A 22,040-nucleotide genomic window follows, 5' to 3' on the forward strand; every position below is an offset into this window, starting at 1 on the left:
GGAGCTTTTTAGCGCAGGGCTGAGAGTATGGCTTGCAGCCCGGCGAAGGTGCCAATTGCACTAGGGAGTGGGGCTGCATCACGGTAAGAACGGCTGGTCACGGCAGACCCGGTTCTATGAGATATTCGTTATAAGGCGCAGCGCAGCTGCAGGGCCCAAGGTTGCCAAGGGGGCGGGCGCAGCCGGTGCACCTGCTGGCGGGGGAGATCTCCGGCAGCGTTGATGTCAGCCGTCTTTCACCAGCCTGAACCCCAGATAATCCGGTGGCAGACCAACCGCGCAGCCGCCGACGCTGGCGTCCCGGATGAAGTCGATAACCACCGCCCGGTGGCGGCCGCCGGTGATGCGGGCGCTGCAATAGGGATCGCCAAGCACTAGGCTGCCATCCTTGTTCACTTCGCCATTTTGCATGCAGCCGTCGGTCCATTCCCAGATGTTGCCGCCAAGACCAGCGAGGCCGTTGCTATTGGCACCGGGTTCGCTTTTGGGACCCTGCGCAGGCCCTGGCAGTCCGCGCAGGGTCACGCCGCGCGCATATTGGCGCAGCCAGCGCTGGGCCGGGTCCCTGTTATCCGTTTCAACAGCTTCATCACCAAAAATTTCGGCTGAGGCGAGTTGCCATTCGGCCTCGTCCGGCAGGCGCCAGCGCTGGCCGGTCTGCTTTGAATACCACTGGGCATAGGCGGTTGCGTCGTGCCAGCTGACGTGTGTCTGCGCCTGTCCGCCGTCCGCCGGTGCTCTGTCTGCCTTCTTGCAGGCGCCCGCAGTCACGCAAGCGGCGTATTCACTGCCGGAGACCTGGTCTTTCATGATTTCAAAAGCCGCCACCTGGCGCTGCTGTTCCGGTGGCACCACACTTTTCCCGTTTCTGTGAAAGTTCCCGATTGGACGGTAGGCGATTGTGTCTGCTTCGATGAACACAGTTTCGGCCAGGGGGGCTGGATCCTTAACCGTCGAAAACCAAAGGCCCGGAACGCCAATGGCGGCGGCCAATCCGGCGGCAATCAGCTCAAATTTCATGTCAGCGTCCCTTCAAGCAAAAACGGGCGGCCGCATTGCGCAGCCGCCCGGTCCAGTTTCACGTCCAGCCTAAATTTAGGAGCCGGAGTATTCGGTCGGGGCGACCACCTGTTCCATAAGGTCGTTGTTCCATTCGCCTTCGACCACCACATGTGCGGTTGCGCCAAGGTTTACCGCCTCGATCAGGTTGTGGTTCACATAGGCATAGACGCCTGGCTGCAGGAACTCATAGAGCGCTGCCCCGGCAGAGCCGCCGCGGATGAACCAGGTTTCCAGATCGCGGTCCGGCACGTTGTTGAATTTGCCGGCTTCCCAGACCAGGTCGCCGTGGCCGCCGATCAGGTGCGGCCGGCTGTCGCGGTTGGCTTGGCTGTGGACAAACAGCACTTTCTCGCCTTGCTTTGCCTTCATGGCGTTTTCGCCAGTGAGAGCGCCCACTGCGCCGTTGAAGACCACATGGCTGGGGATCAGCCCGTTCATGACTTCCAATGTATCCGGATAGCTTTCTCCGACGTCCTCATAGCGGATGTAGTCGCCGTTTTCGTCCTTTGGAATGTAGAACTCGTTTTCGCCGATGTAGTAGACGCGGTCGTATTTCACCGGATCGCCATTGTGGTCCGACAGCCCTTCGCGCGGCAGCACCATGATGGTGCCCGCCATGCCGGAGGCGACGTGCCACGGGATCATGGGGCCGCCCGGGGCGCAGTGGTAGACAAAGGTGCCTGGGCGGGTGGCCTTGAAGCGCAGCACGGTTTTTTCGCCCGGGTTCACCAAGGTCAGTGCGCCGCCGCCCAGGGCACCGGTTGCAGCGTGGAAGTCGATATTGTGCTGCAGCATGTTTTCCGGCGGGTTGACCAGCGTCAGTTCGACATAGTCGCCCTCATGCACCACCATCATCGGGCCGGGGATGGAGCCGTCAAAGGTCATGCCCTGCAGGTAGGCACCCTGGTCGACCTCGATTTCCTTTTCGACGATCTTCATTTCGAATTCGACGATCCGGGGTTCGCCGGGGGCCACTTGCTCGTGCTCATGCACGAAGGGCGGTGCGACCAGCTCGCGCTTGATACGCTGCAGGCTGGACAGGTCCACAGGCGCGGCGGCCTCGTGAACTGTGGTGCTTTCGGCTTTGGCGGCTTTGGCAAGTACAGGCAGCGCTGCTACGCCGGCTGCCCCCATCAGTGCGGCTCTGCGGGTCAGCATGATATTCTCCTTTCGGTGTCTCATATGCTGTGTTGCCCGGACTTTAGGCCTGTGGCCGGGGGCTGATATTGCTCTTGATCAACCTTCAATCAGGTTTCTCGATGTCGAGATAAAGAGCTTTTAAGATGCAGGTTTTAACACTGCTGCGGGGATTTCCAGACATTGCTGGCAAGCGCCTGAAATCCAGGTGAAGGAGTACGCACTCCGCAGGGGAACTGCCGGCAAATTTAACTGTTAAGGTCAGTTTAACGCGCCGCCTGCTATTCCGGGGATGGGTGAAAATAGTGGTGGTGGACATGAGCGCACAGAGCAATGTGGCGCCCATTATCATCAAGAGGAAAAAAGTCAGTGGTGGCGATGGCCATCACGGCGGCGCATGGAAGGTGGCCTATGCCGACTTCGTGACCGCGATGATGGCCTTCTTTATGCTGATGTGGCTGCTGAACGCGACGACAGAGAAACAACGCAAAGGGCTGGCGGATTATTTCTCGCCGTCGATTCCGCTGAGCCGGATTTCAGGCGGCGGTAATGGTGCATTCCAGGGGGACAGCATGTTCACCGAGGATATCAGACCGCAGTCCGGCACTGGGGCGACGGACAGAAATCCTATGGACGCCCAGAAAGCGCAAGGGAACACCGGAGTCGAATCCGACGATAAGCGTGAGCAGGAAGACGACAAGTTCCGCGCCCTCGAGGAACAGCTTTCCGGCCGCGGCGGTGAAAGCATGGTGTCGACTGCGATGGCCCGCCACATCGTCACCCGCGTCACCGACGAAGGGCTGATCATTGAGCTGTTCGCCGCAGAAAATGCACCGCTGTTCGAAGAAGGCCAGGCTGTTCCCACTGCATTGTTCCGAGATCTGGTCAGAATGATTGCGCGTGTGTCCGAAGGTGTGACCAACAATATCGCTGTTGGCGGCCACATCCGTTCGCATCCGGTGGTTCTGGCAAAGAACCCGGTCTGGGAATTGTCCCATGACCGGGCTGATGAGACCCGTCAGCTTCTCGAATCGGGTGGGCTGGCGGCGGCACGTATTGACCGGGTGACTGGCCATGCCGACCGTAAGCTGGCCGTCAGAAACCCGATGGCGGCACGTAACGACCGGATAGAAATCATCCTTTTACGCGAATAAACCGCTGAAAACAGGGGAACCGGCGGCTGGCAGATGAGTCATTTTTTATCTGTTAGCCGCCCGTTAATGGCTCCTGCGCTAGCTGTTGCATCCAGAATGATTAGATGCAGCAGAAAGGCGTGCTATGACCATTTCTTCGTCGCTGAACGCGGGCGTTTCAGGATTGAGCGCCAACGCCAGCCGGTTGGCTTCCATTTCCGACAACATCGCCAACTCCTCGACCCGCGGCTACAAGCGGGTTGAAACTGACTTCCACTCCATGGTCTTGTCCGGGTCCGGCGGCACCTACTCGGCGGGCGGTGTTCGCACCACTAATGTCCGCCTGATTGATGAGCGCGGCCCGCTGGTCTCGACCAATAATGCCACCGACTTGGCAGTTCGCGGCCGCGGCATGCTACCGGTTGCCTCGATCACCGAGGTGGAAGCCGGCGGCAGCCCTTCTATGCTGTTAACCTCGACGGGGTCCTTCCGTACCGACTCGAACGGGTATCTCTCGACGGAATCCGGCCTGGTTCTGATGGGGTTCCCGGCGCTGGCGGACGGCACTATCCCTGATGTTGCGCGCGACACCAGTAACTCTCTGGAGCCTGTCCACATCGACCTGAACCGCCTGTCGGCGGAGCCAACAACTGAGATCAGCCTGACCGCAAACCTGCCTGCCTCCGAAACTGATCCGGGTGCAAGCGGCGACCCGGTGGAGCATGTTGTCCAGTACTTTGACAATATGGGCCGGTCGGAGGAACTGGCGATTACTTACACGCCAACGGTCGCAGTGGCGCCTGCAACGACCGGCACCAATGAATGGACGATGCAGATCGTCGATTCGGCAACCGGTGCAACAGTGATCGGCGAATACACACTGACATTTGATGACAGCGCAGCCTCTGCCGGCACGCTGCAAAGCGTGGCCACCACGACCGGCGGCGCCTATGACGCTACGGCCGGCTCAGTCACCATCACCACTGCCAGCGGCCCGGTTGAGATCAACATCGGCGTCATTGGCGAACAAAACGGGATGAGCCAGCTGGGCGACGAGTTTGTTCCAGGCACGACCGTGAAGGACGGCACCGCGGTTGGCTCCTTTGTATCCGTTGAAATCAACGAATCCGGGGAAGTCATTGCCAAGTATGATTCCGGTGACACCCGAGTTATCTATCAGGTTCCGCTGGCGGATGTGTCGAACCTGAACGGCATGCAGTCTCTGGACTCCCAGACCTACAAGCCGACCGATGACTCCGGGGCGTTCTACCTGTGGGATGCTGGCGATGGCCCGACCGGTGAAATCCTGGGCTATGCCCAAGAGGAATCTGCTGTCGACGTAGCGACCGAGCTGACCGACATGATCCAGACTCAGCGGGCCTATTCGTCCAACGCCAAGGTTATTCAAACCGTTGACGAGATGCTGCAGGAAACCACCAACATCAAGCGCTAACGCGCTTGATGGCCCTCTGACACTGGCTTCATGAAAGCAGGCTGAAAATGTCTATTTACTCCGCCCTAAACAGTGCGATGAGCGGCCTGTCTGCGGCCAGCCGCTCTTCGCAGATCGTTTCAGAGAACCTCGCCAATGCCTTGACACCGGGGTACACGCGCCGCGTTCTGGATCTTAATAGTCCCGGTTCCGGTGTTCCCGGAGTCCGGATTGGTGACGTCCAGCGTCTAAACGACCCGGTAGTGATTTCAAACCGCAGGGTTGCCGAAGCGGACTTTGGCGCGGCCAAGGTTCAGGCTGATTTTTTTGAACGGATGTCCGATCTGGTTGGTACCGTGGATGACGAGATGTCTCTTGCATCCCAGCTATCTGAGTTTGAGTCTTCCTTGATTGAAGTCGTATCGCGTCCGGATTCACAGCCTCGGCTGAACGATCTTTCGGTAAAGGCGGAGACATTGGCGGATTCGATTTCCCGCACGGCTGAAGGGCTGCGCGGCCTGAGGATAAACGCTGATAGTGCGATCAACAGCCAGGTTGACACGGTGAACCAGGCGTTAAAGGAAATTGAAAAGCTGAATGCCCGCATCATGGTCGTGGAAGCTGGTGGCATGGATGCTGTCTCAATGCACGACCAGCGGGACCAGCTGATCGACCAAGTGAACAAGATCATTCCAGTTAATGTTGTCCGGCGCGATAACGGGCAAGTGACGCTCTACTCTACCGGTGGGGTGATGCTCTTGGATGGCAAAGCGTCCGAGCTGAGCTTTAATCCTTCGCGGGATATCATGCCGCATATGACGCTTGGCAACGGTATGCTGTCCGGTCTTGAGGTCAATGGCAGGCTGATCGATACCAGCCCGGAGGGGCCGCTGCGTGGCGGCACGCTGACCGCGCAGTTCGAGATCCGCGATGTGACCGCCGTGGAGGCCCAGGAAGATCTGGATGCGATGGCCCGAGACCTGATCGAACGGTTTCAGGACCCGGCTTTGGATGGCACAATCGGCGTGACCGATGCCGGCATCTTTACTGACGACGGCGGCGTCTTTGATGCTTCCAATACCGTCGGTATTTCCAACCGGATCGAATTGAATGATCTGGTGTCCCTGACCGGCAGCGCGGAGACATGGCGTTTTCGTGATGGGCTTTATGCGGCGGCGCCTGGCGACCCCGGCGACTCTAGCCTGCTGCAGGCCTATTCCGATGCGCTCAACACCACCCGTACGGTGTCATCGGTTGGTCTCGGAACGTCGGATCTGACGGCAAGTACATTGAGCGCAAATCTGTTATCGCGTTTTGCGCAGGACAACGAAACTGCCGCCCGAGGCTCCGCTTTTGCGGCCACCAGCTTCAACGAGTTGAGCCAGGCGGAACTCGCACTCGGGGTTGATACTGACGCCGAACTTCAGAATCTGCTGCTGGTGGAAAAGTACTACGCTGCCAACGCACGGGTGATCTCCGTTGTCGATGAGCTTATGGAAACACTTCTGAGGATCTGACGCATGATTATTAATTCTTACGGCGATATGGCGCAGCACCTCTTTCTCCGCAGCCGCAACGCTGATCTGAAGGAAAACGTCACAACGCTTTCCGAGGAATTTGCCACAGGTAAAACTTCCAACTTGACCGAACGGCTGGGGGGAGACTTCACTTACCTGGCGGACCTGGAAAGCAATCTGAACCGGCTTGACAGCTACATGGTTACCAACAGCGAAGTGCAGCTGTTTGCCACCACTATCCAGGGCAGCCTTGAAAAGGTGCAAAGCCAAGTTCAGGCCATGCGCAATGATATCCTGACGCTGTCGCCAGCTATGGATGAGTATAACGCCGAACAGTTCGGCAGCCAGGCCAAGCAAAGGATATCCAGCGCCATCAATCTGATGAACACTTCTGTGGGTGGCCGTACCATTTTTGCTGGTACGGCAACGGATACCAAACCGCTCAACAATTCCGGAACCCTGATGGGCGCAGTGCTGACGGAAGTGTCGGGGCTGACAACAGCCAATGACATCATTCAGGCAGTCAAGGATTGGTTTGACGACCCGGCTGGTTTTGACGCGGTGATGTACAATGGTTCGGCAACTCCTTTGCAGCCGGTAACGGTGGGTGAAGGAGAGCAGGTCTCGCTGGGTATCCAGGCCACAGATCCCAGCCTTAAGCACGCGCTGCAAAGTTATGTCATCACGGCACTGGCTGACGAACCCAGCCTCGGCCTGAGCGAGGACGTGAAAATCGATCTGGTCATCGAGGCCAGCAGCGAGCTGACTGAAAGCGAAGACCGGCTGATCAAGGTACAGGCCGATGTCGGCTTTATCGAAGGGCGGCTGGATGCGATCAACACCCGGAACGAGGCTTCGAAGACCAGCCTGAGCATCGTCAAGAACAACCTGGTTTCTGCTGACCCGTATGAGACATATACCCGGCTGCAGGAAGCGCAAACACAGCTTGAGGGGCTCTACACAGTAACCTCGCGCAGTTCCCAACTTTCCCTGCTGAAGTATATCTCATGATCGGAATTCTGCGTCTCCTTATTGCTTGCCTGTTCCTGCTGCCGGCAGTGGCACAGGCAAACACCATACGCCTCAAGGACTTGGTGGAATTTGACGGTGTCCGTGGTAACGATTTGGTCGGCTATGGCTTGGTTGTCGGTTTGGACGGTACCGGTGACGGTTTGCGCAATTCGCCCTTTACCGAAGAAATCATGTCCAACATTCTGGAGCGCCTCGGCGTCAACGTGACTGGCGAGCAATTCCGGCCAAAAAATGTTGCCGCGGTGTTTGTGACTGCAACTTTGCCGCCCTTTGCCCGTGTCGGAAGCACCATTGATGTCACGGTATCCGCTATCGGCGATTCCAAGAGCTTGCTCGGCGGAACCCTGATCATGACCCCGCTGAATGCGGCTGACGGGCAAATTTACGCGGTTTCCCAGGGCACGATCCTGGCGGGCGGGGCAGTTGCCGAAGGTGATGCGGCTAGTGTGACCCAAGGGGTGCCGACAGCCGGTGTAATTCCTTCAGGCGCCCGGGTTGAGCGGGAGATTGATTTCGATTTGGCTTCGCTCAGCTCAATGAGGCTGGCACTGCGCGAACCGGATTTTACGACCGCCGGGCGGATCGAGCGGGCAATCAATGCCGAATTTGGCGGTAACGTTGCACTTATGCGTGATTCCGGCACGGTTGAGGTAGATATCCGCCGCACTAATACCCGCTCAACTGCCCACGCAGTGGGGCGGATCGAAAACATCCTTGTCGAGCCGCAGCGCAAAGCGCGCGTCGTTGTGGATCAGCGTTCCGGCACGATCGTGATGGGCAGTGATGTGCGGATCTCTCGTGTGGCCGTAGCCCAGGGGAATCTGACCTTGCGGATCGAGGAAACTCCGCTGGTTGTGCAGCCAAATCCGTTCTCTGACGGCGAGACTGTAGTCGTGCCGCGCACTGGCGCGGCAATTGAGGAAGAGGAAGGCATTCAATTGGCGGAAGTTCCGGAGACTACTTCACTGTCTGAAGTTGTTGCAGGATTGAACGCCTTGGGCGTTTCGCCACGGGACATGATCGATATTCTCAAGAGCCTGAAGGCGGCCGGAGCCCTGCATGCGGAATTCGTGGTTCGCTGACCCAAAGTACTGAAGGTGAAAACTGGCCCGGCCCCTTACAAAAAGGGCCGGGTTTTTATTGTCAGCTGCTGTCGCACGCAGCCGTAGTTGGTGAGGAGACCGGCTGGAAATGGCTAGTTGAACTGTATTGCTCACCGGGACTTCGGGCATGTCGCAGACAGAGTGCAATGCAGGGTTTATCCCAAAGGACGTTGGAGACTGAGTGACGAATCCGGGTTCGCACGTCTGCAACATGCTGGAACTGCTGTGGTAAACTTGCCCGAAGGCTACTGGCTTGGAAGCAGTGTCCCTGGCAAGCAGAGTGTTTACGGGCGTAATAGAAAGCCGCAGGTGCTGCTGCTCCGGCCGTAAAAATCGCCGGGCACTGCAGGTGCCCGGCATTTCCAGTCGTATTTTATTAAGTCTTAGGGGTAATAGCTGCGCACCAGTGCCGTGGCGATCAGGCTCCAGCCATCTGCGACAACGAAGAACGCCAGTTTGAAGGGCAGGGAGACGATGGCAGGAGGAACCATCATCATGCCCATCGACATCAGGATCGCGGCAACGACGAGATCGATGACGAGGAAAGGCAGAAAAACCAGAAAACCGATCTGAAAAGCGCGGGCGATCTCAGACAGCAGGAAACTCGGCACCAGCGCCGAAAGTGGCGCTTCCGGTACCGGGTCAAGGCCCTGGGTTTCCGGCCTGAGATCCGCAATTGCATAGAAAGTATCCGGATCCAGCCGGTTGGCCATGAATGCCCGGAACGGCTCCAGACTGCGGGTAATGGCCTCACCTGGTTCCAGCCGCTCTTCCAGAAGCGGGTTGATTCCGGTGGTCCAGGCTTCAGTGAAGACCGGCTCCATCACGAAATAGGTCAGAAAAAGAGCCAAGCTGATAATCAGCATGTTGGGGGGCGCCTGCTGCAGGCCGATGCCTTGGCGAAGGATCGACAGAACTGTCACCAGGAACGGGAAGCAAGTGATCATGATCAGAAGGCCAGGGGCCAGACTGAGCACCGTAATCAGAAGGATCAGCTGGATTGAGCGGGCGGAGATTGACTGCCCGTCTGCCAGCGAGAGGCTCAATTCTTGAGCCAGGGCGGTGTGCGGCAAGGCCAGCAGAAGCACTGAGACCAGAGCCGCCCGCACAAATGTAGTATGTGTCATCCCAAACCGCTTTGCAGATCGGCAATTTCCGTCAGGCGCACGGCCAACTGGCCTGCTTGGTCACCTTCCAGCTCTTCCAACTGGCCGCGGGCAACCAACCGGTCACCGACATATAGATCCACCGGGTCTTCGACGCGTTTGTCCAAGGTCAGGATGGCATTTTCGCCGAGGCTGACCAGGTCGCGGATCAGCGGCCGGGCCTTGCCGACCGAGACGACCACTTCGACCGGAACTGAAACGAAAGGGTTGCTTGCGTCAGCGGATTTCATGTTGAGATCGGCAGCATCATCCATAGTGGCTGTCCTCATTTGCGTGATAGGTAAAGGCCTCAATCGAGTCCTGGATCGATTCGAGAAGGGCATCGCAGTTGATCTCGCACTCAGCGCTTCCGACTCTCAGATAGGCTTGGCCTGCAGACAGCACGCCGTCCTCCTTTACAGTCACCGGCACCGAGAAATTTTCCGGTAGTAGGCTGCGCACCGCAGCGCTCTCGCCAGGAGCCACCACGATCTGCATCGGCTGGTCTGTCTGGCCCTTGGCCATGCCTGCTAGCTGGTCGACAATGTGGTGCCCGAAAGAGGCCGCCATCGTGTCAGGCAGTACCGCGCTGGTTAGCACCTTAAACATCGGATCCAGCGAATCGAGCAGCTGGTTTTGCGCTTCTTGATAAGTGAAATTGAGGTCTTCCAGCGAGCTGGCCAGTTCGGCAGAAATTCTCGTGTTCTCCTGATCCTTGGCCGTCACCGCGTCATCCCAGCCAGCGCTGTAGCCATTCTCGAAAGACGCGAGTCGCTGTTCCTCGATGAGTTCCTCGGAAATTGCAGGTGCAGCTGGCTCCACCAGTGTTTTCATTCCGAAATCTTCAAGCAAGTGTGCAATTGTCATCAGGCCTGCTCCTTATTTTCTTCCAGCCATCCGCGCAGAATCTGAACCGTTTCTTCCTGCCGTTCACCGATTAGGCTGCGCAGGCGATCGACGGGATCATCCGTGCTGCCGCCCAGAGCCGGCAGGCCGACGGCCCCCATCATGTCACCAGTACCCATTGCCGGCAGTCCGCCGAGAGGCTCAAACTGGCCGGTTTCGTTATTCTCAATTTCGCCATCCAAGGCCAAGCCGGCACCCAAGTCTGGCGCGGTCATGAAGCCATCTCCGCCCATTCCGGGAAGGCCAGGCAGGGCATCGGGACCCGCACCAGGGGCAGGAAGTGCTGCTGCCGATGCTCCCTGGTTCGACAGGATCGGCCGAACAACAAAAAGGCCTAGGATCAGGCTAACGATGGCCAGCGCTGCGATTTGAACCAGAGACATGGCGTCAAAGTTGAGCGTGTCCAGGAAAGAAGAGGTCGCCACAACACCCTGCGGTTCCACGGCAGGCAGTTCCATCGACTTGAGGGTGATTACGTCGCCCCGGTTTTCATCGAAACCGACGGCTGCTGAAATCAGCTCCCGCATTGCTGCGAGTTCTTCTTCCGGGCGCGGCTGGAATACTGTTTCCCCTGCGTCGTTAGTGGCGGCGGTGCCATTGATCAGAACGGCAACGGTCAGGCGCTTAATCGCGCCGGGGCCGCGCAGAATTTCTTTTTCAGTTTCCGAGATCTCGTAGTTGATTCGCTCCCGGGTCGCGCTGGTGTTGGCTTTGGATCCCTGGCCCGACGCGGCGTCGCCATCGGGAATATTTGAAGCAACCGTGACTTCCCCGGACTGGTTGGTAGAGGAATCTGCGCGTTCTTCGACATCGGTGCTGACCGCGACACGGCTTTTGGGGTCCACCAGCTTTTCACGGATCGATTCGGTATCGGTGACGGTTTCCACGCTCACCTCGACAACGGCATTGCCCTGGCCAACGCGGGCTTCAACCAGCCTCAAAACCCGCTCGCGAATCGTCTGTGAGCGGTCATCCGTTCCGGCGCCCGCCGCTGCCGTCGCGTCCGTCGAACCGATCAGAGCGCCATTGGCGTCGATCACGGCCACATTGTCCACGGCCAGGCCGGTAACGGCAGACGAAACCAGGAAACGAATTGCATTGGCCTGAGCTGGTGTGATCGGTGACCCCATGGGCACAATTGATACAGAAGCCGTGGGTTCAACAGTGCGCTGAAAGGGGTTCGATCCGGTATTGGCAATATGCACCCGAGCCTGGCTGACATGCGGGCTGGCAACAATGGTACGGGCCAATTCGCCTTCTTTCGCGCGCCAATATGCTGCATCGAACATCTGAGAGGTTGTGCCGAACCCGCTAAGCGAATCAAGCAGTTCGTAACCTTTGCCGCCGTTGGCCGGCAGTCCTTCACTGGCCAGTGTCATGCGAAGTTCGTCGCGTTGCGTGGACGGTACGTAGATAGAGCCGCCGCGCACCTCAAATTGAGTGCCGCGCTGCTCGAGCGACCGCACCACATCTCCGGCCGAGCCGCTTTCCAGCCCGGCATAGAGCAGTGTCATTGTTGGCTTGCTTGCCACATGGGACATGGCGATGACGCTAAGAATCATGATTACCGTGGCCCCCACGGCAATCAGACGCTTCCGCATGTCCATTTCTGCCCAGACATTCTTGATCTGCTGCACATTAACCTCCGTCGCACCGGCGTTCTCTCCGGCATGCAACCGTTTTGACGGATCGGCCTTAACATTCGGTTAGTTCCTCGCAGGTTATGAAGAGGCTGCACGACGTTTTAGGGATAGCCATGACAGATGCTGCAGTAGATATCGAAGCAGATGCCCCGGCCAAGAAAGGCAAATTGCCCCTCATCATTGGGGCGGTGCTGGCTTTGGCGGGCGCGGGCGGCGGATTCTTTGCCGTTCAGTCTGGCCTTCTTCCCTTTGGTCAGAAAGCGGCACCAGAAACGGTGCACGCGGCCGAAGTGGCGCCAGAAGGCGTGGACACTGGTGAGACGGCGGAGGATATCGCGAATCTCGCCTTTATCGAAATGGACCCGATTGTGATTACCCTGCGCAAAGCCAGCGGTTTGAGGCATTTGAGGTTCCGTGCGCAACTTGAGGTCGGCCTGGTGCACCAGGCTGAGGTCGAAAGAGTCCTCCCGCGGGTTGTCGATGTCCTGAACAGCTACCTGAGAGCACTGGAGCTTGAGGATCTTTCTGATCCGATGGCGCTGCCGAAACTGAGGGCACAGATGCTGCGGCGGATCAATATTGCCACCGGCCAGGGCCGGGTGCGTGATCTGCTGATTATGGATTTCGTACTGAACTAGGAGGACAGGATGGACATTATTGCTGATATCCTGCTTGCAGCCGGAGCGCTGGGCGCCGGATTCTACTGTCTGGTGCTGTCGCGCCGGCTGAAGCGGTTCAATGACCTGGAAAAAGGTGTGGGCGGTGCGGTTGCCGTTCTGTCTGCGCAGGTTGATGACCTGAACAAATCGCTGCAATCGGCCCAGCAGGTGTCGGACGGATCCAGCAAGGCGCTGCAGCAGCTGACGGGCCGAGCCGAATCGGTGGCCCAGCGGTTGGAGCTTATGATGGCTTCCATGCATGACATTCCAGACACAGGCGCTGCACCGGCTGCGGCCGCAACTGCAGCGGAGGACGAGGCGATGGCAACTGCCTATGAAGCTGACCCGCAGCCCGCTGCCGAGACGCAGGAAGAACCCAAATCTTCCGGCTTGATGTTTGTGCGTCACAACCGCAGCCAGAACCGGGTGGCGTGATGGCGAAGGCGGTAAAGAAGACCAAACGCTTCAGGCGCAGCGGAACGCTGATGATGCTGGCACTGCTGCTGATGGGCTCTGCTGTTGTGCGGTTGGGGCTTGAAGCAGGACCGGCTATCGCTCGAGAGGTGGCGAGCCTGAACGAAAGTGGCCAGAAAGAGGCCGCGCACAAAGGTGAGCCGCATCGTGATGCAATGCCTACCTCTGCAGAACTGCAGACCATGCTGGCTGCGTTTCAGCAGAGGGAAGAGGTCTTGGCCGCCCGGGAGGCGGAAATCCAGGACCGGATGAAAGCGCTGGAAATAGCCGATCAGGCAATCGAGAAGAAACTGGCCGCTCTGGAGCAGGCAGAAGAAAACCTGCGCGCCACCTTGGCGCTTGCGGATGGTGCGACAGAGGCGGATGTAACCCGGTTGACCACGGTCTACGAGCAAATGAAGCCTAAAGAAGCATCCGCGTTGTTTGAGGAAATGGACCCGGCCTTTGCGGCTGGTTTCCTGGCCCGGATGCAACCTGAGGCCGCAGCTGGAATCATGGCCGGTCTCAGCCCTGAAGCCGCCTATACTATCAGCGTGGTGCTGGCCGGCCGCAACGGTTCCGTGCCCAAGGAGTAACTTGGGCGCGACGGCTTAGTCTTTCCTTAGGAAGACTCACCTAAACTAATAAAAACCAACGAAATTCGGAGTGGACCTATGATCGGGATTGTAGGCATTGTGGTGATCTTTGCCATGGTGTTCGGCGGATACCTTCTGGCCGGCGGCAAGATGGCGATCATTCTGAAGTCGCTGCCGTTTGAGATGATGATGATTGGCGGTGCCGCGGTCGGGGCGTTCCTGATTGCCAATGACATGGGCGGCGTCAAACACACTCTCAAGGATATCGGCAAGGTGTTCAAAGGCCCCAAATGGAAGCCGGATGACTACCGCGACCTGCTGTGCCTGCTGTTTGCTCTGATCCGCATCGCCCGGGCAAATCCGGTTGAAGTGGAACAGCATATCGAGGACCCGGAGAATTCCTCAGTCTTCAACAAGTACCCCAAGATCCTGGCCGACAAGGAGGCCGTGAACCTGATCTGCGACACCATGCGTTCGGCCTCGATGAACTACGACGATCCGCATCAGGTCGAAGAGGTGCTGGAAAAGCGGATGGAAGCAAATCTGCATCATGCGCTGCACTCAAGCCACGCCTTGCAAACTATGGCTGACGGCCTGCCGGCGCTTGGAATTGTTGCGGCGGTTTTGGGTGTGATCAAGACCATGGGGTCAATTGACCAGCCGCCCGAGGTGCTGGGTAAGCTGATCGGCGGTGCTCTGGTTGGCACGTTCCTTGGGGTTTTCCTGTCTTACGGCCTTGTTGCCCCTTTCGCAGGTAAAGTGAAGGCCGTGGTCGAGGAAGACTCACACTTTTATCAGCTGATCCGAGAGGTTCTGGTTGCCAATCTTCACAACCACGCAGCGGCGATCTGCATTGAGGTCGGCCGTCAGAATACGCCCTCGCATTTCCGGCCCGGCTTCTCGGAACTTGAAGAAGCTCTCAAATCGGTGAAACAGGACGCAGCATGATCTGGCGAGCATTTGCCATTGCAGCCGTTCTTCTGACGGCAGGCACTGCCCAAGCGCAAACAATCGTAACCCGCTCAGGCGAGCACAAGGGGTTCACGCGCCTGGTGATGCGGCTGCCGAACGGCGCGGACTGGTCGCTGACGCAAAGCGGCATGACGGCCACGGTGAATATTGATGCTCCAGAGGCTGTTTTTGACACCTCTCGAGTGTTCAATCTTATTCCCCGCACAAGATTGCAATCTTTAGCGCAAAATGGTCCAGGCAAACCACTGCGGTTGCAGTTGGGTTGCGATTGCTCTGTTACGTCATACGTTCAAAAAGACGGTTATCTGGTGGTAGATATCCGCGACGGCGGCAAACCGGCGCGAACGCCGCAGTTCCGTTCTGCCGCAGGTGTTTTGCCGCTCACCACTCCGGCACCGCAGTCCGGCTACCGGTTCGGGTTTACCCAATCGGCTGCTGCGGATGCACGTCTGGCGCTGGAACTGGCTGCGGCGGTAGCCAGGAAACAGGACGGAGTACAATTGGCTCCGCCGCAAAATGGATCTGCTCCGGAAGTTTCGGGGTCGGCCTCTACCACTGCACTGGCGCCCGGTGCCGGGCAAATGGATGTGGAACTGCCTTTGTACGGCGGTCAAGCACCCGTAGAAGAAGCAGATGCAGAATCAGATGCCGTAGTTGAGGCTGAAACGGTTCCTGCCGGTCTCCCCGAAACCGCCTTGCTGCTGGACATGGAGGAGTCGGAACGCGCCGCTGTTGTGGGCAAATCCGAACAACGCTTGTTGCAACAGATTGGCCGGGCGGCCAATCAAGGTCTGCTGACAGTAGCGGTAGATGAGCTTTCGGTTGCGGTCACGTCTTCCGGGCTAGACCCGCTCAGCGGTGCTGACCGGCCGCTCAATCCGCTTGACCACATTTCCGTAACTTCGGCAATTGACCGAGAAACCGGGCTGATCGCAGCTCTGTCTGATGCCAGTAACGAGGCGTCACACTGCCTCAAGAATCAGGATGTTGCTATCCAGACTTGGGGTAATGAAAGCACCTTTACGGACCAACTCTCGCCGCTGCGCAGTGCTCTGGTCCAGGAATTTGATGATGTAAACCCGGCAAGCGTTCATGCACTCGCCAGGCTCTATCTGTTTTTCAGCTTCGGGGCCGAGGCCCGTCTGATCATGACCATCCTGCCCCCTGAACAGCAGGAAAGTCCTGAAGTGTCTGTACTGAACACCATGGCGAAGCTGATGGATGGCATCGCGTTGCCAGTCAATCATGTGTTTTCCGGCCAGCAGGGTTGTGAAGGCGACAGTGCCTTGTGGGGGGCCTTGGCTGACGGCGCGGTCAAGAAAAGCGCCAATACCGACGCCATTCAGCAAGCGTTCTCCAAACTGCCGATCCATCTTCGTGTGCATCTGGGGCCGCGGCTCAGCAAGATGTTTGCCGAAGCTGGGAACCACCACATCGCTGAAGCGGTGCTGCGGGCGGTTGACCGGACAGGTGTTGAAGAGGTTCCGGAGATCAATCTGGCTGAAGCGGCGATTGCAGAGCTGGAAGGCGACAGCGAGAAGATGGCTGAGGAACTGACCAGCGAAGTGGCCGAGAGGACAGGCAACGCCCCGGAAGCTCTCATTGACTTAGTGGCGCTGAGCGTAAAGGAGCGCAAAGCTCTTTCACCCGATGTACCGGACCTGATCGCCTCTTATGAGCTCGAACACCGCGAAACGGAGCTTGGTGCGGAACTGCGCCGCTCTCTGGTATCCTCCCTGGCATTGATGGGGCAGTTCCACGAAGCGTTCCAGGAACTGCAAGGGGTGACCGAGAGGGACGGGCCAAATGCGCGCGCAGCGGCGCTAGAGCCGTTGATGCTGTTGCTGGCTGAACGTGCGGATGATGTGACATTCCTGCAGTACTCTCTGGTTTTTGCTAAGCAGGCAACACCAGCTGAGGCTGCGCCAGTGGCTGCTCAGGTGTCACGCCGGCTTCTTGATCTTGGCTTTGCGCAACAGGCACAGGAGCTTCTTACGAAGCTTGCTCTGGAGCCGGAAAATGAAACCCGCCGCCTGCTGATGGCGGAGGCCGCATTGGTGCTGGAAAAACCGCATCGGGCGCTTGTTGAACTGATGGGTTTGGAAGGGTCGGCCGCCAATCATATGCGGGCTCAAGCCTTGTGGCGGAACGGTGAATACGGCCGAGCCGGTGAGTACCTGCTGGCCGAAGAGGAAGCCGACGCGGCTGCCCGCGGTTTCTGGCATTCAGAAAACCTGAGCGCCATTGAAACCATCGAAGAAGAATCTGCTGTGCCGTTTGGGGCCGTTGCATCTGTCACAACACAGATCGGAGAGACTGCACAGGATCCTGTCGGTTTGACGCCGCTGGCTCACGCTAGGGCACTGGTAGAAAGCAGCGAAGGCACGCGCGGGGGCATTGCGGACCTGCTGGACCAAGTCGGTACAGGTCTGGAGAAACCAACTGACAATCAGTGATCTGAGCAGATTTGATGGATTTCGGCGGCCGTCTCACCCAGGGGCGGCCGCTGACAATTCTGCTAACACTTTGTCAACTGGTGGCCGGTAACGTCACAAGCGGGTGAATCCTGACTTGGAACGGGCAGAATGCCAGACAACAAAAATATTAGTTGCCCGCATGGGCCGATTCCGCGCGCAGCAGGCGCAGCCACCGGCTTAGCGTGCACGCATGTGCAAACTCTCTACACAGCAATTCTGCAGAACTCCTGGTTGGCTGCCTGGGCTGTATTTGCCGCTCGCCTATTGCCGCAGTCAGCCAACAGCATTTTTCCTGTGCTTGTGCTGAGAGCGTTTCTGGGAGGTTTTGACGATACGCCGTCCGTCCGGCCGGCCAGAACGCGAAACCACGCCTTCACCCGATCCAGTAGGACAAAATTGCGGGGCGTGACCATTGCCTAAATTGACTACAGAACAACTTTTCAGCCCAACGGTCCTCCTGGCGCTGGCGCTGATGGCGATCATTGTGATGATGATCCTCCCTATGCCGGCCTGGGTGCTGGACGTGGGTCTGGCGGCATCCTTTGCACTGGCAATTTTGATTTTCACCATCACACTGTTCATCGAGCGGCCTTTGGATTTTTCTTCGTTTCCGACGATCCTGCTGGCTTCTCTGATGCTTCGGTTGTCATTGAATGTGTCTTCAACCAAGCTGATCATTGGCCAGGGGCACTCGGGGACTGATGCGGCAGGCAACGTTATCGAAGGCTTCGCACAGTTTGTCATGGGCGGAAGTGTTTTCCTCGGTCTTGTGGTGTTTGGCGTATTGCTGATCGTTAACTTCATGGTGATCACCAAGGGTGCGGCGCGGATGGCCGAAGTGGGCGCCCGCTTTGCTCTGGACGGGATGCCGGGTAAGCAATTGGCGATTGATGCTGACATGTCGGCGGGGGCAATCGACCACCAGACTGCCAAGGAGCGCCGAGAGCGCGATCAGCAGGAAACCACGTTCTTCGGCTCGCTGGACGGTGCCTCGAAGTTCGTCAAGGGTGATGCAGTTGCCGGTCTGCTGATCACTCTGCTGAACCTTGTGATGGGGTTGATCATGGGCGTTCTGGTCCATGGCATGCCGGTCGGCAGCGCGTTTGAGACTTACGCCATTCTGACCGTGGGCGACGGTTTGGTGTCGCAGATCCCGTCAGTGATCATCTCCATCGCCGCTGCCCTTCTGTTGGCTCGCGGCGGCACAACCGGCGCCACCGACATCGCACTTTTCGATCAGTTCGGCCGCCACCCAGCCGCGCTGACCACTGTTGCGGTTTTGATGGTTCTGTTTGCACTGGTTCCCGGTTTGCCGTTTCTGCCTTTCGTGACAGGCGGTGGCGTATTGGGTTTCATCGCGTTCCGAATGGCCAAGAAAAAGATGAATGATGCCGAGGCTGAGATCGAGGAGAAGATCGAAGAAGCCTCTGATCCTGCGGCATCGCGGCCGCTCGGTGATATTCTGGACCTGGACGACCTTCACCTGGAGTTCTCGCCTGATCTTGTGAGCATGGTTTTGGATGCAGGCACTGGGCTGGACGCACGGATCGCCAATATGCGGTCCCATATCGCCACAACTTTTGGCCTTATCCTTCCAGAAATTCGGCTTACGGATCAGCATGAACTGGAAAGGGGCACATATGTGATCAAAGTTCAGGGTGTTGAACAGGTGCGCGGCACGCTGCATCCAGACATGGTTCTGGCACTGATGCCAGACAACCACGAAGCACTGCCGCCCGGAACTGACGTGACTGAGCCGGTTTACGGCGCGCCGGCCCGTTGGATCTCTTCTAAGTCGCAGGAACAGGCGGCGCTGGCCGGCGCCACAGTTGTCACCCCGCCGGAAATCCTGGCCACTCATCTGCTGGAGATTATCAAGCAGAACTTCTCCCGCCTGTTGACGCTCAAGTCACTGCGCCGCCTGCTCGACGAGATGACGCAGTTGTCCGATGGCTTCCGGGCAGAGGCGAACCGCAAACTTCTGGATGCTCTGGTGCCGGAAAAGGTGCCGATGGATACACTGCATGCGGTGTTGCGGCTGCTGCTCGAGGAGCGGGTTTCGATCCGCAATATGCCGTTGATCCTTGAATCGATTGCCGAGGCGCGGATGCACACCACACAGCCGGAACTGATCTGCGAGCATGTGCGCCAGCGTCTGGGGTTCCAGCTGGTTGCAGAAATGAAGCGCGAGGACGGCACCATTCCATTGATCCAGCTGGCGCCGGAGTGGGAAGACAAGTTTTCGACTTACCAAGTGGACGCGCAGGGTGCGGGGCTGGATATCGCCTTGCCGCCTGACTTGTTCAACCTGCTTGCCGATGGGCTGAGCGACAAGCTGGGCTCAATCACCGATCAGGGGATTTTTGCTGCGGTTGTGACTTCTACACGCCGCCGCCGGTACCTGAAGACGATTCTGAAATCGCGTGGAATCACCAACCCAGTTCTGTCGTTCGAGGAAATCGGTCTCGAGGCGCGGCCGGCTTTGGTTGGGATGGTCCAGGCATGAACATGAACTTCCTGCCACCAGAGCTGGTACTGCTGCTGGGGGCAGGATTCTGGCATGCTGCCATCGTTTTCCTACGGGTTTCTGCTATGGTTTCGGTTTTGCCCGCGATGGGGGAACTTTATGTTCCCACCCGCGTGAAGCTGGCGATCGCGGTTGCCTTTACATTTGTGGTTGCCCCGGCATTGCCGCCCTTCCCGGAACCGGACGGGGTCATGGGCTATGCCCGGTTTGCGGTAACCGAAGCGATCATCGGCCTGGCACTTGGCATCGGCGCTCGGATTTTTGTTCTGGCGCTGCAAACTGCTGGGGCTATGGCGGCGCAAAGTACCTCCTTATCGCAGGTTTTGGGAGGAATCGGAGCTGAACCGATGCCGGCGCTTGGGGCTGTTCTAATGATCTCCGGCGTGACCCTGGCAGTGATGCTGGGGCTGCATGTCCGGGTGGCAGAGTTGCTGATCGGATCCTACCGGATGTTTCCCGCCGGCCAGTTTCCTGCCGCAGCAGGACTGACGGAATGGGGCGTGTTTCGGGTGTCGGAGAGCTTTTCGATGGCCTTCACGCTGGCAGCTCCGTTCGTCATCACCGCGGTCATCTACAACTTGGCGCTTGGGGTGATTAACCGGGCAATGCCGCAGCTGATGGTCGCCATGGTCGGCGCACCGGTCATCACCTTCTTTGGATTGTTCATCCTGATGGTCGGCAGTCCGATGATTCTGGATGTCTGGTCCCGGGCCTTGATGACTTTTCTGGCAAATCCAGGAGCAGGAATGCCATGAGCGGCCAGGACGACGACTCTGACAAGTCATTCGAGCCGACGGAGCAGAAGCTCCGGAAGGCCCGGGAGAAGGGCGAAGTTGCCAAATCCACCGACCTGTCTGTGGCCGCGGCTTACCTTGGGCTAATCGTAGCATTTTATGCGGCCGGAAGCAGTAGTGTTGAAGGGACCGGTACCGCTCTGATGGCTTTTCTGGACCAGCCCGACAGACTGGCGCCGCTGTTCTTTGATGGCGGGTCCGCGGCGGCACCAGTGGGGGGCTTTGCCAGCAGCGTGCTGCGGCCAATTCTGCCGTGGTTCCTAGTGCCATTTGCTCTTGTTCTTCTGTCGATCGTCGGTCAGCGCGCCTTGGTTTTTGCCCCCAGTAAGCTGGAGCCGAAACTGTCGCGTGTCTCAATTATTTCCAATGCCAAGAACAAATTCGGCAGGTCGGGCCTGTTCGAATTCCTGAAAAGCTTTCTGAAGCTGATGCTCTATTCGATATGCTTGGGTGTCTATTTAAGCCATCGGCTGCCTGACATGATTTCGTCGTCTGGCACCGGGCCGCAATCGGTCGTGCTGATGCTGTCGCAACTGGCGTTGGAGTTTCTGTTCCTTGCACTGGTGATTTCTTTGGCGATCGGAGTTGTGGATGCTGTCTTCCAGCATGCTGAACACCGCCGTAAAAACATGATGTCGCGCAAGGAAATCCAGGACGAAATGAAGGATGCCGAAGGGGATCCCCATATGAAAGGCAAGCGGCGTCAGCGTGGCCAGGAGATCGCGTTGGGCCAGATGATGGCCGAGGTGCCGAATGCGGATGTGGTGATCGTCAACCCAACCCATTACGCAGTTGCCCTGAAATGGAGCAGAGAGAAGGGTGCCGCGCCGGTTTGTATAGCCAAAGGGGTTGATGAAGTTGCCGCAGCAATCCGGCGCGTGGCCAATGAAAATGCCGTCCCGATCCACAGCGACCCGCCAACCGCCCGTGCGTTGCATGCCACAATCGAAATTGGCGACGAAATCCTGGAAGAACACTATGCGCCAGTGGCTGCGGCAATCCGTTTTGCCGAGGAAATGCGTAAGCGCGCCAAAGGAAAAATCACATGAAGCAAAAGATGCTCGACCAAATGGCGGCAGTGACTGCTGCGCAGTACATGCAGGAGCATGCCAAAATCCAGCCGGCACTTGCGCGTGAAGCAGAACTGCGCGGCCAGCTGGCCAAGCTCAATGAACAAGTGCAGGCCACCCGGGAACAAGCAGATGGCGACCACGCTATGAAAGCTATGGGTGCGGATCTTCTTTGGCAGGGTTGGCATACACGCACACGGCGCCAGCTGAACATGGATCTTGCTAAGGCTACAGCGCAAAAACTGCGGATGATGGATCAGTTGCGCAAGGCATTCGGGCGGAAGCATGCTGTTGAAACTATGGCCGCCGCAGAGCGTAAACGCCAAAAGACCGCGCAGAACAAGGCCTTTATGGACAAACTTCTGGAAGGTTGAAGCGTGCG

At 58.0% G+C, this 22,040-nt stretch carries 21 protein-coding genes; 14 read left to right on the forward strand and 7 right to left on the reverse strand.

Annotated elements, in window-relative coordinates:
• Positions 1–225 precede the first annotated feature (225 nt).
• From RA21_RS07685 to RA21_RS22980, 3 genes are all read right to left on the reverse strand, one after another.
• A complete protein-coding gene (locus RA21_RS07685; RefSeq protein WP_039147632.1) occupies positions 226–1,020 on the reverse strand; it encodes an SUMF1/EgtB/PvdO family nonheme iron enzyme in 795 nt (264 codons plus the stop codon).
• A gap of 75 nt (positions 1,021–1,095) precedes the next feature.
• The gene (gene nirK / locus RA21_RS07690) at positions 1,096–2,220 is read right to left on the reverse strand and encodes a copper-containing nitrite reductase (protein WP_039147634.1); all 1,125 of its coding nucleotides are present in this window, start codon (positions 2,218–2,220) and stop codon (positions 1,096–1,098) included.
• Positions 2,221–2,305: 85 nt separating this feature from the next.
• Positions 2,306–2,518 (reverse strand): hypothetical protein, encoded by a 213-nt coding sequence (locus tag RA21_RS22980; RefSeq protein ID WP_206540049.1) that lies wholly within the window; start codon positions 2,516–2,518, stop codon positions 2,306–2,308.
• On the opposite strand from RA21_RS22980, the gene RA21_RS07695 reads away from it, so the two are divergent.
• The 5 genes from RA21_RS07695 to RA21_RS07715 all read left to right on the forward strand — a co-directional run bounded on the left by RA21_RS07695 (position 2,517) and on the right by RA21_RS07715 (position 8,395).
• Positions 2,517–3,353 carry a flagellar motor protein MotB gene (locus tag RA21_RS07695; protein ID WP_039147635.1) on the forward strand — a complete coding sequence of 279 codons (837 nt, stop codon included), beginning with the start codon at positions 2,517–2,519 and terminating at the stop codon, positions 3,351–3,353. The genes RA21_RS22980 and RA21_RS07695 overlap by 2 nt on opposite strands.
• Positions 3,354–3,477: 124 nt before the next feature.
• A complete protein-coding gene (locus RA21_RS07700) occupies positions 3,478–4,785 on the forward strand; it encodes a flagellar hook protein FlgE (RefSeq protein ID WP_019295239.1) in 1,308 nt (435 codons plus the stop codon).
• Positions 4,786–4,832: 47 nt separating this feature from the next.
• Positions 4,833–6,281: a flagellar hook-associated protein FlgK gene (flgK, locus tag RA21_RS07705; protein WP_039147637.1), complete on the forward strand. Its 1,449-nt coding sequence runs from the start codon at positions 4,833–4,835 to the stop codon at positions 6,279–6,281.
• Positions 6,282–6,284: 3 nt separating this feature from the next.
• Positions 6,285–7,292, forward strand: coding sequence for a flagellin (locus tag RA21_RS07710; protein WP_019295237.1), 1,008 nt, complete (start codon positions 6,285–6,287; stop codon positions 7,290–7,292).
• Complete coding sequence (locus RA21_RS07715) at positions 7,289–8,395, forward strand: flagellar basal body P-ring protein FlgI (protein WP_019295236.1); 1,107 nt, start codon at positions 7,289–7,291, stop codon at positions 8,393–8,395. The genes RA21_RS07710 and RA21_RS07715 overlap by 4 nt, the downstream gene beginning before the upstream one ends.
• 404 nt (positions 8,396–8,799) lie before the next feature.
• Here the strand turns inward: RA21_RS07715 and fliP are convergent, their stop codons facing one another.
• Genes fliP through fliF form a run of 4 tightly spaced genes read right to left on the reverse strand, consistent with a single transcriptional unit; the run spans position 8,800 to position 12,104 of the window.
• Entirely contained in the window at positions 8,800–9,543 is a 744-nt protein-coding gene (gene fliP / locus RA21_RS07720; protein ID WP_019295235.1) for a flagellar type III secretion system pore protein FliP, read from the reverse strand.
• Positions 9,540–9,836, reverse strand: coding sequence for a FliM/FliN family flagellar motor switch protein (locus RA21_RS07725; protein WP_019295234.1), 297 nt, complete (start codon positions 9,834–9,836; stop codon positions 9,540–9,542). The genes fliP and RA21_RS07725 overlap by 4 nt, the downstream gene beginning before the upstream one ends.
• Positions 9,829–10,428 carry a hypothetical protein gene (locus RA21_RS07730; RefSeq protein WP_019295233.1) on the reverse strand — a complete coding sequence of 200 codons (600 nt, stop codon included), beginning with the start codon at positions 10,426–10,428 and terminating at the stop codon, positions 9,829–9,831. Before RA21_RS07730 ends, RA21_RS07725 begins: the two co-directional genes overlap by 8 nt.
• Positions 10,428–12,104: a flagellar basal-body MS-ring/collar protein FliF gene (fliF, locus tag RA21_RS07735; RefSeq protein ID WP_039147640.1), complete on the reverse strand. Its 1,677-nt coding sequence runs from the start codon at positions 12,102–12,104 to the stop codon at positions 10,428–10,430. Before fliF ends, RA21_RS07730 begins: the two co-directional genes overlap by 1 nt.
• A 119-nt stretch (positions 12,105–12,223) precedes the next feature.
• Between fliF and RA21_RS07740 the strand changes: the two genes are divergently transcribed.
• The 9 genes from RA21_RS07740 to RA21_RS07780 all read left to right on the forward strand — a co-directional run bounded on the left by RA21_RS07740 (position 12,224) and on the right by RA21_RS07780 (position 22,032).
• A complete protein-coding gene (locus tag RA21_RS07740; protein WP_039147642.1) occupies positions 12,224–12,748 on the forward strand; it encodes a flagellar basal body-associated FliL family protein in 525 nt (174 codons plus the stop codon).
• 9 nt (positions 12,749–12,757) lie between these two features.
• Positions 12,758–13,204: a hypothetical protein gene (locus RA21_RS07745; protein WP_019295230.1), complete on the forward strand. Its 447-nt coding sequence runs from the start codon at positions 12,758–12,760 to the stop codon at positions 13,202–13,204.
• Positions 13,204–13,818: a MotE family protein gene (locus tag RA21_RS07750; RefSeq protein ID WP_019295229.1), complete on the forward strand. Its 615-nt coding sequence runs from the start codon at positions 13,204–13,206 to the stop codon at positions 13,816–13,818. Before RA21_RS07745 ends, RA21_RS07750 begins: the two co-directional genes overlap by 1 nt.
• Before the next feature lie 78 nt (positions 13,819–13,896).
• Positions 13,897–14,766, forward strand: a complete 870-nt coding sequence (gene motA / locus RA21_RS07755) for a flagellar motor stator protein MotA (RefSeq protein WP_019295228.1) — start codon at positions 13,897–13,899, stop codon at positions 14,764–14,766.
• Positions 14,763–17,246 carry a hypothetical protein gene (locus RA21_RS07760; RefSeq protein WP_193748055.1) on the forward strand — a complete coding sequence of 828 codons (2,484 nt, stop codon included), beginning with the start codon at positions 14,763–14,765 and terminating at the stop codon, positions 17,244–17,246. Before motA ends, RA21_RS07760 begins: the two co-directional genes overlap by 4 nt.
• Positions 17,247–17,739: 493 nt before the next feature.
• Entirely contained in the window at positions 17,740–19,773 is a 2,034-nt protein-coding gene (gene flhA, locus RA21_RS07765) for a flagellar biosynthesis protein FlhA (protein WP_446720193.1), read from the forward strand.
• Entirely contained in the window at positions 19,770–20,549 is a 780-nt protein-coding gene (locus tag RA21_RS07770) for a flagellar biosynthetic protein FliR (RefSeq protein ID WP_039147645.1), read from the forward strand. The genes flhA and RA21_RS07770 overlap by 4 nt, the downstream gene beginning before the upstream one ends.
• Positions 20,546–21,637, forward strand: a complete 1,092-nt coding sequence (gene flhB, locus RA21_RS07775) for a flagellar type III secretion system protein FlhB (protein WP_019295224.1) — start codon at positions 20,546–20,548, stop codon at positions 21,635–21,637. Before RA21_RS07770 ends, flhB begins: the two co-directional genes overlap by 4 nt.
• A complete protein-coding gene (locus tag RA21_RS07780) occupies positions 21,634–22,032 on the forward strand; it encodes a hypothetical protein (RefSeq protein ID WP_019295223.1) in 399 nt (132 codons plus the stop codon). The genes flhB and RA21_RS07780 overlap by 4 nt, the downstream gene beginning before the upstream one ends.
• Positions 22,033–22,040 lie beyond the last annotated feature (8 nt).

It is taken from the genome of Leisingera sp. ANG-DT (assembly GCF_000813785.1).
GTDB lineage: Bacteria > Pseudomonadota > Alphaproteobacteria > Rhodobacterales > Rhodobacteraceae > Leisingera.